We start from the raw sequence: 13,509 nt of genomic DNA, 5'->3' as shown, positions 1-13,509 counted from the left end.
TTTCTACCTCATTTTAACAATCGCACGACGTTTTGCAAATGTTTTCAACTTAGTATTCCTTGAATTCAAATGTTGAGTCGGCACACGAATTATTTATATGTAGAAGAAAGTGAATTATAATATATTAATAAACATTGTTTTGTGGTAAAAAGAAATAAACAGCCTCTTAGCACTCTAAGAAGGAAGGGGTCGACTAAAGTGGAAAGCAATAATGGAATGCTATCACTGAAGAGAAATACAGATTTCTTAAGAAAGAACGATATCAACTTTTTTATTCTTGATTATGCGATACACAATAAGCTGTCCGGGGAGGACAATGTTCTTGCTTGGAAAGCAGTGAAAGACACTCTGCCTTATAATTCATTCTTCCTTGAACTCGGGATTCAGCGTGCAGCTGTCATTTACCCGACGGAATCGGCTTCGGAAGCGGAAACACTTTTCAAGGAAAGCATTGATTCGGTGTTGAAAGAAGTTCAAAAACCGCTCTCTATTGCAGGAAAAGTTTACAGCGATATCACGGAGGGCCTTGAGCTGCAAGGCATCATCTATGAATCAGCCGAAACTGCACCCGTTGATGATTCAGAACTCTTAGTTGAAGACGAGCAGACTGAGGGTGGCAATGATAAGAAGATATTGAGACTTTCCATATTGGATGACGATGAAGTGATCCGAATGTTCCTTGGAGACCAGCTCGATGCGGTTGACTGGGGAGAGTGGGAAGTGGACCTCGAAGTATACAGGGAAGGGGAATCATTCTTTAACAGCGGAAGGCTGAATGATCACGGCAAGCATATCATTGTACTTGATGGGATCATGCCTCGCATGGATGGAATGGAAGTACTGAGTGAGATTCGCAAGGAATATTCTGAGAATCAGGTTTCCATCATAATGCTGACAAGCAGAAACAGGGAAAATGATATTGTTTCCGCTTTTGAAGCAGGGGCATTTGATTATGTTACAAAGCCTTTTAAAATCAATGAATTGATTGCCAGAATCAAGAGGGTTGCGAAGAGGATGGAAGACGCTGATGCTTAATATATCATATTTTCAGCTTGCAGCGGCCATAATGGGTATGCTGGCTGTGCTTATGATCATGTTGATGTATTTGCTCATCAGAAAGAAAATGGAGCAAAAGAGGATCAGGAACATCACTTCAATGAAGGAATCTTTAAGGCCTTTGCTGATTGAAGAAATGATCAAGGGTAATGATTCCGGCACGGACCGTTTTAAAAAGGATGCTGTTTTTGTTTCAGCCGTTGAAGATAATCTGAAAGAATTCAGTTCCAATCTGGATTCTTCCTCTTATAAAAAAACAATAGCGGAGACTGCTGAAAAATACCTGGCTGACTCAATTGAAAAGGATCTTTCCAGCTCGCGATGGGGTGACAGGATCAATGCTTTGACAGCAATTAAGGATTTTCAAATGTACAGTTTTGTCCCGCAGTTGTGGACGCTCTATGAAAAGCAGCGAACCTCTGTCCAGGAGAAAAATCTGATACTGCAAACAGCTGCAGGGGCTGATGATAGCCGGCTGTTGGAAGTGCTTATCTCCTCTCCTCCCTATCAATCTACTTTTTTTTATAAGCAGATTATCCGAAGGGTTTCCCCTGAAATGCTCGATACGATCATTTCCCGATTCACGGGGTTGCCTCCAGGTTTCAGAGTGGCGGTCTTATCTTATATCGGGGAAAAGCGGGAGCTGCCATTATTGCGTTTTGTCGAGAACTGCCTTGAGTCTGAGGATCATGAAGTCCGTGTAAATGCCCTTAAGGCAATAAGGAGTATCGGATTTATCACAAATCCGCAATCACTCCACGCATTTTCCTTTTCTGAAAGCTGGGTGGAACAAATGAGCTTTGCACAGGCAGCGGGTGAGCTGGTGCATCCGATCTATAAAGAGAGGCTGATCGAATTGCTGGCATCTTCCAATTGGTGGGTTCGTTATTATGCTGGAGAGGCATTGTCAAAATATAAGGACGGGAAAGGTATATTAAAGGAGTCGGCCGCGAATCATCAAGATGCCTTTGCCAGAGATATGGCCTCCCAATGGTTAGGAAGTGTATAAATGTTTCACTCGATCATGAGCAATATTTTTTATACTGCAGGAATTTTTTTGATTTTTTATATGCTATTTGTCTTTTCCTTTTACCTGTTCATCTTTTTCGTATCAGCCATTGAGTTAAGAAAGAAATTGGGGCTTGAAGATGATCAGCATGAAGAACTGTTATACTCATACGACACTAAGCCCGTGACCATTCTCGTCCCCGCTTACAATGAACAAATGGGGATCGTCCAGAGTGTAAGGTCCCTTCTCAGCATGAACTATCCCGAATACGAAATTGTCGTGATTAATGACGGTTCGAAGGACAAAACCCTTCAGGTTATGATCGAGCAATTTTCTATGGAGAAGATTCCGCTCGTCATCCGGAAATCGCTGGACACAAAGGAAATCAAAGCAGTGTACCGGTCAAAGGTGTACAAGCATGTATATCTTGTCGACAAGGAAAACGGAGGAAAGGCCGATGCGCTTAATGCCGGCATTAATGTTTCAAAGTTCCCTTATTTTTGTACACTTGATGGCGATTCGATTCTGGAACGGGATGCGTTTTTACAAGTGATGAAGCCTATCATTGATTCCAACGGAGAGGTCATTGCAGTAGGTGGGTCGGTCCGTATCGCTAACGGCTGTAAGATTGAAAGGGGAGAAGTCGTAGAAGTAGGCCTTTCCCGGCGTCCGATCGTCATTATGCAGGTAATTGAGTACTTGCGTGCCTTCTTGATGGGCAGAATCGGTCTGAGCAAGTTCAATATCCTGTTAATCGTCTCGGGTGCATTCGGTGTCTTTCATAAAGACTGGGTGCTCAAAGCAGGAGGCTATAACCCCCATACAGTCGGAGAAGACATGGAATTGGTCGTACGCCTCCACAGGCTTCTGAAAGATGAAAAAAGTGCGAATCGGATTCAGTATATTCCCGACCCGGTCTGCTGGACAGAAGCTCCGGAGTCGATAAGGGTGCTTCAGAGGCAAAGGAGCCGCTGGCAAAGAGGGCTTTTTGAAACGTTATCCATCCATAAAGGAATGCTGTTCAATCCAAAATATAAAAGTGTCGGGCTGGTTTCCCTGCCTTATTTCCTCTTTATTGAGCTGCTTGGTGCAGTGGTGGAATTTCTAGGTTATGCCATTATCATCATGGGAATTGTTTTTTCTCTTATTTCATGGAAGATGGCGATCCTGTTATTCTGCTTAAGCCTTCTTTATGGCTCCTTTCTGTCAATGTGCGGAGTTTTGCTTGAGGAATGGAGCTTGAGGAAGTATCCCAATTTGAAAGATGTTGTAAAGCTTTTCTTTCTCGCTTTGTCTGAAACGTTTTGGTACCGTCCAATGACGACCTTCTTCAGGGTTCAGGGACTGCTTCAATCAAGAAGCAAGAAACATCAATGGGGCGATATGGAGAGGAAAGGGGTTTCATCTTGAATCGGTCTGACAAAAAAGCACTTCCACAATGGAAGTGCTTTTTTGTTTAATAATCTAGCAATTAGTGTTTTCTCCATGTTCCGTTTTTGGAAAGGAATAGTTGATTTCCGCTCCAGGCGCACGACTCCGCGGGGCAGGGGGGCGAGAGAGCTTTTTGCGGGGTATAAATTCTCCCTACATGAAAGGATAAGCAGGTTTCCCTATCACTTCATTTCATTGCAGCAGTAGGTATGCCCTGTGAAGGACATGAATAATCCTATTTAAAATAAGCGGAAATTTTCCCGTTAAGCTGTGGATTAGCACTCGATTTAGGATATATAAGCGGAATTTTTCCCCTTAAGCACAGCAAAATGAACCACTTTCGCATCTTTACAAGAGAATAAGGGGAATTTCTCCGCTTATTTTAGCTGTTTTTCGTGCTTTTTCTTTAAATAAGCGGAATTTCTCCCCTTATTTCTCAAAAAAATTTTTAGGCCGAGCCCGGCAAGAAAGGCTTCCAGCCGCATAGCAAACCACCAGTTCACACTGGTGGTTTTGATTAGTATTTCTCATAAAGCTCCTGAAGAATATAATAGGATTCTTTCAGTCTTTCCTCAGACTGAGGCAAGTCCCATTCCTGCCAGGTGTATTCCTTCACTGCAGAACTGCCATTTGCAGGGAGCATATCTGAAGCTTCAAAAGTTTTGAGCTCCATCATATCAGGATTGCTGTCCAGGCCGCTTCCGGACAGAACTGCTACTTCGATTCCTGCTGTCTCGGTCGAAGCCTTCATGCCGCCATGCCAAAGATCACCGATGATTTCCTGCTGGCTCGGATCCCTGTAATTCAACATCAGCCAGGGAATGCGAATTTCAATCATGCCGTCTTTTTCATTTACATAGAAGTCAGAAAGGGAATTATAATCAGTATGTTCAGGATTTCCAATCCCGTATCGTAATTTGCCTGTTTCGTAAGCTTGAAACGGAATGCTTTCTCCTGTGCTCGGAATAGAAAGAGGCTTATTCAGAGCAAGCCTGATTGGATGGAAGACTCCTGAATTTTCTGCCCTGTGATGCGGCTGCTTTGGAAGTAGTTCCAATTGTTCACTGTATTGGTAATAAAATGGATCATAGTAACTGTCGACCAGAAGGCGTGAATCCTGTTTTCCGTTCAGATGAAGCGCGAAATCGATGCCTTCGAATGTTGAATTCGCCGCAGAAACAGTATTGCCGCCCTCCATGCCGCTATCAAACAAGAAGAGGATATCTTTTTTGTCCCAGTCTTTTACAGCAGAATCTGTCATCTGTAAATTCATGTACAAATATCGTTCATCCTGATCCATTTTTAAACTGTGGAGTTCAGACTGCTTTCCGGCAGATCCTTCATAAATGATCGTTGAATCTTCCCAATCAGCGGCATCTCCATCAATCTTGATTTTGTGCCTGTCAAAGCTTAATAATCCGAATTGCTGCTCGTTTGTCTGTGCATTCGACCAGTATGGCCTTCTGTCACTGTCGTCAAGTTCCATGGTATTCCAGGTTCGCTTAAACCATTCATCCTGCCATGTAAAGACGAGGCCGCCGAGTAATCCCTCGCTGATTATATCCTCATAAAGCGAGGCATCTGTCAGCCCCTGTTCTTCTTCACTGTGAAACCCCTGATTCCAGCCGAATGGATTTTCATGGGTCAATCCCCTTGAAGCCGGGACTCCGAACTCTGCTATCAAAATCGGAAGCCTATGTGCCTCATGCAATTCATTCAAGTAGCCGGCATAATTGTTTTTATTTCCACGATGATCCGTATAGTTGAGATACTTTTCTTCATAGTTCAAGAAGTCCGGATAATACGGATAAACGTGATAAGAAGCAAACTGGCCTGTTTTTACACTGTCTTTCAAATAGATGACGTTGGGATCGACGCTCACGAGATCTTCCTGTTCAGAAGGTTCAGCAGGATGTTCAAGCAAATCGGTCGTCACCCAGTTTGTGAATGAGACAGGGCGCATCGTCCCATAGGTTTCTTCATCATAGGCCAAGATGGTATCCATCATGTTCGCAAGCCAGTGTTCAAAAGGAGCAGCCCCCTTTGTATAAGTGAACTTACCGTCATATTCGCCTTTCGAAGCGTGGACTTTATTCGTGTTTTCAACTGTATAAGGATACCACTCAATCCCTAATATCCAGCCAATTACATAGTCGGAAACATCAGCTGTGTATAAGCCGCTGGCATGTCCTGGCTTTTCCACAACATTGGCATTGCCGTGAACGACATCCACAATCCGCTTCATTTCTTCTGTAAAAGGTTCTGTATTTTCCGGTGAGAATGCATCAAGCGTCTCTTCTAATGGTCCTTCATCTATCCAGACACCGTGGAACAAGTAAAGCGGATCATCTTTATGGCCGTCATTAAATTGTTTCAAGGCCTGGTAAAATCCAGGAGGGTGAAGTGTGTAGACCCTGATGGCATTTGCATTCATCTCGTGAATCATCTCAAACCAGCGGTAATAATCATCGCGTGTAATCGCGGTTTCGCCCGGGAAGTAGCCGGGTTTTGCAATCCCCATGTTAACACCTTTAACGGTAAAGGGTTCCCACTTGCCATTTTTCAGGATTTGGTACTGCCCGTCTCTCACCATAGAAGGCATAGGTTGAGGTTTCTCTGTTTGTTGATCTTCACCTTTCCCGGTTTGAATTTCACTCAAGATTGCTTCCATCATGGGAACATAAGCTTTCCAATAGAAGGTTTGTGGCCTGTTGCCTTTTTCAAATGAAAACATTTTCTGGATGGAATCAAGTCCGGCATATTTATGAATGGCCGGTGTGGTGCCTGTATCGACAAAATCGCCGGCAAAGTAATAGCGTTTAGAGTTATCCTCATTGAATAAAGTGACAGCCGGAAACGCCAGAGGAATATTATATTCCTGTAATCGGGCCTTGCCTTCCTGAGTGAGATCCATTTGATAATCTCCCAGCACCTCGGCGGAAGTTGTCTCAATTATATCGAACCAATATCCATAAGCGGGCGACTGTTTAAGGCCGAAGAATTCGGTGCCTTTATCATTAAACTTGATCCACAATCCTTTTCCGTTATAATGGTCTTTCTCCTCCAGGATAAATAATGTTCCGTCTTCATGAGAGAAAACAAAGCCTGATCCTGAGTAGGTCCACGATCCTGACTGAGATTGATAGGCATCAATGATCCAGTTTGGAATTTCAGAGCTTTTATTAGGGTCCAATTCGTTAAAATGTCTTCCGGTCCAGCCGGTCCACTGAATGCCAAGGAGGCTGTACATTGCATTCTTGGCCTTTTCCTCAGTCGGGCTGGCGAGTGTATTAAATTCAGTGACTAAAGTAGAGTTGTTTTCTGTTAGGGACTGTTCTATCTGATAGACTTCATCCTGTGTAAGCCCGCCATATAGGGGGTCATTTCCACGCTCGGAGTTATCTGCCTGCTCGGGATATACGCCGTAGGTATCCGCGATATACAGGAGGTCCGGCTGCAGATTTGATAAATCCAGCTCTTGTATTCTGCTGTCTTTATCATTTTCCGGGTGCCATCCTGCATAGTCAGTCAATTGATAGGAGGTCCCATCGTCTGGCTCAACAATTTTCCGATGGTTAAGAAGCCAGGTCAGCCCGCTGTGTTCCCTGTAATCGGTCTCTGGCACTGTTTTATCAAGAATGACGATACTAAGTGGCGTTTCATCTTTCAGCAGCCATAAAAAATAGGGAAGGACAGGAATGAGAAGAAATAGAAACCAAAGATATTTTTTATTCATATAATCACCTTGTCATTTTTTTTATATGTGTTGATTGTAGCTTATTCTATCTAAATGTAAATAGATTGATAGGTTAGTACTTTTCCCTGTATGCTTGCAAAAAATCCCGGCAATATAGAGTAGTTGCCGGGAAGGTCTTATTCGTTGTCTGCCGGATTGTTGAGGGCGAACAGCATGCGGTAGTCTTCAGGACTTTGGACAAGGTCTTTCAGCGTATATTGATCGAGGACATTTAAATAGGCAGCCAATGCTTTCGCAAGAACATGCTTAAGGCCGCAGACAGGGGTAATGATGCAAGTGTTATGTTCCGAAAAACATTCCACCAGCTGGAAATCTTCCTCTGTTTTCCTAACAAGTGCGCCTATGTTGATTTCACCAGGAGTTTTGGCGAGTTTTATTCCGCCATTTCTTCCACGGATTGTTTCGATTACACCCATTTTTCCAAGCTCGTAGGTAACTTTCATTAGATGGTTTTTCGAGATTTTATAAGACTCGGCGATTTCTTTGATATTGGCGAGTTTACCATCCTGCCTGGAAGCAAGGTATATCAGTACTCGGAGGGAGTAATCGGTATATAAAGTCAATTTCAATGTATTCACCTTCAATTAATAGCCAAAATAAGGCTGTATAGATAATTACATTATACAAGTTGATGGAGAGGGTGTCTAAATGTGTCCATTTTATTAAAGATGTATTTAGAATATTGCTTTAGGTATCAGCGGGCGTTACCATAAAGATGTATTCAAAATATATCTTTAAGGAGCGATACAATGTTAGCTCAAAAAACAATCGACATTATCAAATCTACAGCACCTGTCCTGGAAGTAAAGGGGACTGAAATTACTACTGTCTTTTACAAAAAAATGTTCTCGAACCATCCGGAACTGTTAAATATTTTTAATCATGCCAATCAAAAACAAGGCCGCCAGCAAACAGCATTGGCGAACACTGTTTACGCAGCTGCACAGAACATTGACCGCCTTGAGGTCCTGCTCCCGGCAGTGAAACAGATTGCCCATAAACATAGAAGTCTTGGAATTAAACCTGAACAATATCCGATTGTAGGCGAACATTTACTAATGGCAATCAAAGAAGTTCTCGGAGATGCTGCAACGGATGAAATCCTTACAGCCTGGGGAGAAGCATATGGTGTAATAGCACAAGTCTTCATCGATGTTGAAGAAGAAATGTATCAGGAGGCCGAGGCGAAAGAGGCAGGTTGGAGAGACTTCAAAGACTTTACAGTAGTGAGAAAAGTAGAAGAGAGTTCTCTGATTACATCCTTCTACTTAAAGCCAAAGGATGGACAAAAGGTACCTTCTTATTTACCAGGGCAATATATCACCATCCGCTTGAGTATTCCTGGAGAAGAAAACCTGTTCAACCGCCAGTACAGCTTGTCTTCAGCTCCTAATGAAGAGCTTTTCAGAATTTCCGTGAAGCGTGAAGCTGAACATTCTCCTGAAGGGAAAGTTTCCAATTACCTTCATGATGAATTAAGCGAAGGAGCTTCAGTTGAGATAAGTGCTCCAGCAGGTGATTTCTACATGGAAACAAACGAACATTCGCCAGTAACACTCATCAGCGGCGGTGTAGGGATCACGCCAATGTTCAGCATGCTGGAATCGATCGCCGTAACAAACCCTTCAAGGCCGGTCCGATTTGTCCATGCCAGCCGAAATGAGGAAGTTCACGCTTTTAAAGCTGATGTGAACGAGCTTGTTGAAGGACTTGAAAATGGAAAGTCATATTTTGTCTATGAAAACCCAATTGATCCTGAAACAGTATGTGATTTCAAAGGCTGCATCAATACTGAAATCCTTGAAGAAATCGTTGACCGGGACAGTACCTGTTATGTATGCGGACCGGCTCCATTCATGAAAGCAATCATCGGTTCATTGATGTCTATCGGTATTCCTGCGGACAAAATCAGATATGAATTCTTTGGCCCGGCAATGAATTTAGAGTTGCAAGAAGCATAAAAAGAGAAGAACGCCCAGAATTGCTTCTGGACGTTCTTTTTTGGTTTCTAAGAATTCTTATTCTTCATCCACACGATTCTTAAATGCTTCTTGTGTCACGATATATTCTTCATCCTCAATTTTTTCTTTAGTATGTTTTTCAGTCAGTGAATCTGAAGGATAGTTGCCAGGATGGCCTTTCTTTTTATGCTGAAAAGATTTTCCTCTGCTCATACTCAACACCCCTTTCCGCTGTAACCTTCTGTTAGTTTTTCCAGCGTGCTCATTTTTATGAAGGCTCTTTTCGTAAACTTTGTTGCTATTTAATATAAATTTCAAAAAATATCGCCATGATTGTCCTGAAATATATCTTTAAGGATGGAAGAAAAGTGCTGCTCTCCCGATTCAGAAAGAAAATCCTCTGTATCCAGGGGATATCCGAAAGCAACAATCTATGCGAAAACAGCCTTTATGAAAAAGTATTGGGAATATCATCAGTGAAGATAATTTTCAAAAAATTGCCTTATTAAGAAGTCCGTCTGCAAATTGAAAATGGATATAATAGAAGAAAGGACTATTGAAGCTGGAGGAGGGGATTATATTGGACTTATTTACAATACTTTCTGAACAGAAAATTAAAAAAGCCTATGAGGATGGAGAGTTTGACCGTCTTCCTGGTTTTGGAAAACCTCTTGTATTAGAAGATGATTCAAGTATCCCGGAAGAGCTCCGCATGGCACACCGCATCATGAAAAATGCCGGTTTCTCCACAGAAGAAAACTCACTTAGAAAAGAAATGATGAGGGTTGAAGATCTGATCCGGGATTGTGAGGATCAGCTTGAAAAAGAAGGTCTGAAAAAAGACCTCAATGAAAAAATGTTAAAGTTAAACGAATTGATGTCTAAAAAGAGAATCAATACGAACAGCTCCATTTTTAAAAATTATGAAAGCAAGATAGAGAAAAAGCTTCTATAATAGAAAAGAGTATCCCAGCCTGTCGGGATACTCTTTTCTATTATTTTTGATTTTCTATATTTTCCTGGATTTTTTCGGCACTTTTTACCGTTTCATTTACATAACTTGCGATTGTGTTGGTATCGTCATTAAGGGTTTCGATGGTTGCACTTACTTCCTCAAGGCCGGCTGATGCCTCTTCAATCACAGCTGCCAGTTCTTTTGTTGACAGCTCTGCATGGACCGTTTGCTCTTTGACAGAGTTTGAATTGCCTGCCAGCGTCTGGAATTCTGTCTGCAGAATCTGCAGCTTTGACTGTAGTTCTTTAAAAGAACCGCTGACGTCTTCAACGGCTTGGACGTTGTCTGTTAATTTGCTGCTGCTTAAGTTCATTTTTTGGAGGGCAGTGGAGTTTGCATGGTTGACTGAAGCCAGGTTTTCGTTAATCCGTGTAGCCGTATTGCTGGTCATTTCAGCAAGCTTCCTGATCTCGTCGGCTACAATGGAAAATCCTCTTCCAGCTTCTCCTGCCCGCGCAGCCTCAATTGAAGCATTAAGTGCCAAAAGGTTAGTCTGCTCGGTAATTCCCTGTATCGTACCAATAAAGCTGTTGGTTTCTTCTATTTTGTTGGTAAGTTCTTTAAAAGTGAGGCTCAGTTCATCAATAAAGGTGTTGAGCTCATTCATGTTCGTTTGAAGTTCACCAGCCTTTTCAGTTCCATTTTCGGCGGTTAGATTTGCTTCTTCGGAATGCTGGAACAGTACTTCTGCCATAGAAGCCATGCCTTCCATTTTCCGCATTGTCGTTTCCGAGATGGAGGCAATGCTGCTGATTTGATCGCTTTGAGTCTGGCTGCCGGCGGAAATTTCCTGCAGCGCTGTTTTCATTTCATTGTGTGAAACTAAATGGTGCTGTATTTGGTCGTTTACCTTTTTGATGCTTGCAAAAATTGTTCCCAATTCAGTTTCCAGCACCATTTTTTGCTGTTCCTTCTTGATTGACTCTGCCTCCGCATCTGCAACAAATTTCTGCAGCTGTAAGGATTGATTTGTGTTGAGTTTTACGACAATGGTGAGCAGTACTCCAAGCAGGATATAGACAAGAAGGCCGGGAACGAAGATACTGTCAATCTCTCCGGGACCTTGGAAAAGCATCTTATTAAAGATAAACAGAAACAGTCCTGAAACATACCCTACAGCAAAAAGTGAAAGTTTAAAGTGCAGAGCAGAAATGACGGCAAGGAAAAGCAAAATGATCAGATTGTTTCCTGATCCGCCGTTAACGAAAATGTCAACACCAATAATCAGATAAATGACTGGTATTGTAAAGAAGGGGAATAAGTGAATCTTTTTTAAAATGACTTGAAAGAGAACGAAAAAGACAACCATCGCACCCAGCTGGCTTGAATACAGAATGGTTTCAATCAAGGGATTTTGGTTGATAAGGGTATAGGATATAGCAGCAAGCAAGGATGCTGAATATAATATCAGCATTAAAATATTCTTCTTTTTAAAATCTTGCAATTTCAATTGCTCAATCGTCATGATATGTCTCTCCTGTCAATATGTAATTGAATGATTAGTGCTATATACTTATTCTATCGTCAAATTTCCTGATTTTTCAATACTATAATTGGAAAATTGTGAAAAAAAAGGACAGGTTCAAGAGAAATGAAGGAATTTTACAGACCTGATTATTTGAAACGAAAAAATAACAGAGATTTTGTCCTTCAATATTTGAGATCCCTTCCGATATAAATAGTAAGAAAAAAAAGTTTAGGGTGAATGAATATGGATAAAACATCGCTTATTGGAGTAATAGTTGGAGTTCTTGCTGTCGGAGTAGGGATGGTTTTAAAAGGAGTTCCAATAGACAAGATTTTTAATATTCCGGCTATTTTAATAATAATTCTCGGGACTATTGGAGCAGTCACAATTGCTTTTCCTACCTCTGAAATTAAAAAGGTCCCTAAGTTGTTCGGAATAATATTCAAGGAAAATAAATTACAAGAGCCCAAAGAAATTATTGCAATGTTTTCAGAATGGGCGGAGCTGGCTAGAAGAGAAGGGCTATTAGCACTGGAAGCAAAGACTAATGATATTGAAGATCCGTTTTTGAAAAATGGAATGGCGCTTGCAGTCGATGGGCAAGGTGCTGACTACATCCGGGATGTACTTAATGAGGAAATTGACGCCATGGAGGAACGCCATCAGGGAGGTGCTTTAATATTCACACAGGCAGGTACTTATGCACCAACCTTAGGTGTTTTGGGAGCGGTAGTTGGTTTGATTGCGGCATTAGGGTATATGGATGATATTGCTCATCTTGGCTCAGCGATTCAAGCCGCATTTGTTGCTACACTACTAGGAATATTTACAGGTTATGTACTCTGGCATCCCTTTGCGAATAAGTTGAAAAGAAAATCGAAGCAGGAAGTCAAACAGAAAATGATGATGATCGAAGGAATACTGTCTATCATTGAAGGAGAAGCACCGCGAGTAATTGAGCAAAAGCTAGCATCCTATTTGCCGGCAAGTGAGAGGAAGAATATCACTGGCGAGGAAGTGGTTAAAGATGAAGCGGCGGCGTAAAAAACAACATCACGAGGAACATGTAGATGAATCCTGGTTGATACCTTATGCCGACATCCTGACGTTATTATTAGCATTGTTCATTGTACTTTTTGCCTCCAGTAATATTGATGCTGCAAAATTCAAAGAGATGTCCGAAACATTCAATGAAATTTTCGTTGGAGGCTCATCGGTGATGGAGTATCCTGCGCCAGATTCATCTAATGCTCTTCCTGAAAAGAAAGAAGAAGAAAAGCCTATGACGGTCGACGAGGTGGAGGCAGCGAAAAAGAAAGATCGAAAAGAACTGGAAGACCTGCAAAAAAAGGTGAATGGCTATATAGCCGCAAATGAACTCCAGAAGCAATTTGCCACAGAGTTGACATCGGAAGGATTGCTGCTCACCATCAGAGACAATGTCCTCTTCCAGTCCGGGTCTGCTCTCGTCGGATCAAAAGATGAAGGTGTGGCCAAGGAACTGTCCGGATTGCTGGAAATGGATTCACCAAGAAGTGTCATCATCAGCGGCCATACCGATAATATTCCGATAAGCAATGCAAGCTATGAATCGAACTGGGAACTCAGTGTCATGAGAGCGGTCAATTTCATGAAGATCATCTTAAAGAACCAAAACCTGGACCCCCGCTGGTTCAGTGCCAAAGGCTTTGGTGAATTCAAACCTTTAGCAAGCAATGATACCAATGAAGGAAGGGCAAAAAACAGAAGAGTCGAAGTTCTTATCCTTCCAAGGGTCATTCAATAAGACAATACCCAAAAAGACGTGTCTGT

Annotated in this window: 11 protein-coding genes; 7 read left to right on the top strand and 4 right to left on the bottom strand. The window is 42.0% G+C overall.

Annotated elements, in window-relative coordinates; genetic code table 11:
* Positions 1–198: 198 nt before the first annotated feature.
* Genes M1E09_RS17425 through M1E09_RS17415 form a run of 3 tightly spaced genes read left to right on the top strand, consistent with a single transcriptional unit; the run spans position 199 to position 3,475 of the window.
* Complete coding sequence (locus M1E09_RS17425; protein ID WP_456272083.1) at positions 199–1,035, top strand: response regulator transcription factor; 837 nt, start codon at positions 199–201, stop codon at positions 1,033–1,035.
* A complete protein-coding gene (locus M1E09_RS17420) occupies positions 1,028–2,065 on the top strand; it encodes a HEAT repeat domain-containing protein (RefSeq protein ID WP_456272082.1) in 1,038 nt (345 codons plus the stop codon). The genes M1E09_RS17425 and M1E09_RS17420 overlap by 8 nt, the downstream gene beginning before the upstream one ends.
* Positions 2,066–3,475, top strand: a complete 1,410-nt coding sequence (locus M1E09_RS17415) for a glycosyltransferase family 2 protein (protein ID WP_456272081.1) — start codon at positions 2,066–2,068, stop codon at positions 3,473–3,475.
* 538 nt (positions 3,476–4,013) lie between these two features.
* Here M1E09_RS17415 and M1E09_RS17410 read toward each other — a convergent pair.
* Both M1E09_RS17410 and M1E09_RS17405 read right to left on the bottom strand, forming a co-directional pair.
* Positions 4,014–7,232 carry a hypothetical protein gene (locus M1E09_RS17410; RefSeq protein WP_456272080.1) on the bottom strand — a complete coding sequence of 1,073 codons (3,219 nt, stop codon included), beginning with the start codon at positions 7,230–7,232 and terminating at the stop codon, positions 4,014–4,016.
* Positions 7,233–7,369: 137 nt separating this feature from the next.
* A complete protein-coding gene (locus M1E09_RS17405) occupies positions 7,370–7,822 on the bottom strand; it encodes an RrF2 family transcriptional regulator (protein WP_456272079.1) in 453 nt (150 codons plus the stop codon).
* 180 nt (positions 7,823–8,002) lie between these two features.
* On the opposite strand from M1E09_RS17405, the gene hmpA reads away from it, so the two are divergent.
* Entirely contained in the window at positions 8,003–9,214 is a 1,212-nt protein-coding gene (gene hmpA, locus M1E09_RS17400) for an NO-inducible flavohemoprotein (RefSeq protein ID WP_456272078.1), read from the top strand.
* Between the two features lie 57 nt (positions 9,215–9,271).
* Here hmpA and M1E09_RS17395 read toward each other — a convergent pair whose 3' ends face one another.
* Positions 9,272–9,427, bottom strand: a complete 156-nt coding sequence (locus M1E09_RS17395; RefSeq protein ID WP_456272077.1) for a hypothetical protein — start codon at positions 9,425–9,427, stop codon at positions 9,272–9,274.
* Positions 9,428–9,794: 367 nt separating this feature from the next.
* Here M1E09_RS17395 and M1E09_RS17390 point away from each other — a divergent pair, with 367 nt between their 5' ends.
* Positions 9,795–10,169: a DnaJ family domain-containing protein gene (locus tag M1E09_RS17390; RefSeq protein ID WP_456272076.1), complete on the top strand. Its 375-nt coding sequence runs from the start codon at positions 9,795–9,797 to the stop codon at positions 10,167–10,169.
* Positions 10,170–10,209: 40 nt separating this feature from the next.
* Here the strand turns inward: M1E09_RS17390 and M1E09_RS17385 are convergent, their stop codons facing one another.
* Entirely contained in the window at positions 10,210–10,836 is a 627-nt protein-coding gene (locus M1E09_RS17385) for a methyl-accepting chemotaxis protein (protein WP_456275026.1), read from the bottom strand.
* A gap of 1,104 nt (positions 10,837–11,940) precedes the next feature.
* Here M1E09_RS17385 and motA point away from each other — a divergent pair.
* Both motA and motB read left to right on the top strand, forming a co-directional pair.
* Complete coding sequence (gene motA / locus M1E09_RS17380; protein WP_456272075.1) at positions 11,941–12,741, top strand: flagellar motor stator protein MotA; 801 nt, start codon at positions 11,941–11,943, stop codon at positions 12,739–12,741.
* Complete coding sequence (motB, locus tag M1E09_RS17375; protein WP_456272074.1) at positions 12,725–13,483, top strand: flagellar motor protein MotB; 759 nt, start codon at positions 12,725–12,727, stop codon at positions 13,481–13,483. Before motA ends, motB begins: the two co-directional genes overlap by 17 nt.
* Positions 13,484–13,509 lie beyond the last annotated feature (26 nt).

The sequence above is a fragment of the Bacillus sp. AK031 genome, assembly GCF_053903065.1.
Note: the sequence above shows the minus strand (reverse complement) of the source record. Positions and strands in the feature narration are given on the sequence as shown.

What these genes read in the sequence shown, in the direction of transcription:
- M1E09_RS17420 (WP_456272082.1), top strand. Translation starts at nt 1,028, where the DNA reads ATGCTTAATATATCATATTTTCAGCTTGCAGCGGCCATAATGGGTATG.
- M1E09_RS17415 (WP_456272081.1), top strand. Translation starts at nt 2,066, where the DNA reads ATGTTTCACTCGATCATGAGCAATATTTTTTATACTGCAGGAATTTTT.
- M1E09_RS17410 (WP_456272080.1), bottom strand. Translation starts at nt 7,232, where the DNA reads ATGAATAAAAAATATCTTTGGTTTCTATTTCTTCTCATTCCTGTCCTT.
- hmpA (WP_456272078.1), top strand. Translation starts at nt 8,003, where the DNA reads ATGTTAGCTCAAAAAACAATCGACATTATCAAATCTACAGCACCTGTC.
- M1E09_RS17395 (WP_456272077.1), bottom strand. Translation starts at nt 9,427, where the DNA reads ATGAGCAGAGGAAAATCTTTTCAGCATAAAAAGAAAGGCCATCCTGGC.
- M1E09_RS17385 (WP_456275026.1), bottom strand. Translation starts at nt 10,836, where the DNA reads ATGAATGAGCTCAACACCTTTATTGATGAACTGAGCCTCACTTTTAAA.
- motA (WP_456272075.1), top strand. Translation starts at nt 11,941, where the DNA reads ATGGATAAAACATCGCTTATTGGAGTAATAGTTGGAGTTCTTGCTGTC.
- motB (WP_456272074.1), top strand. Translation starts at nt 12,725, where the DNA reads ATGAAGCGGCGGCGTAAAAAACAACATCACGAGGAACATGTAGATGAA.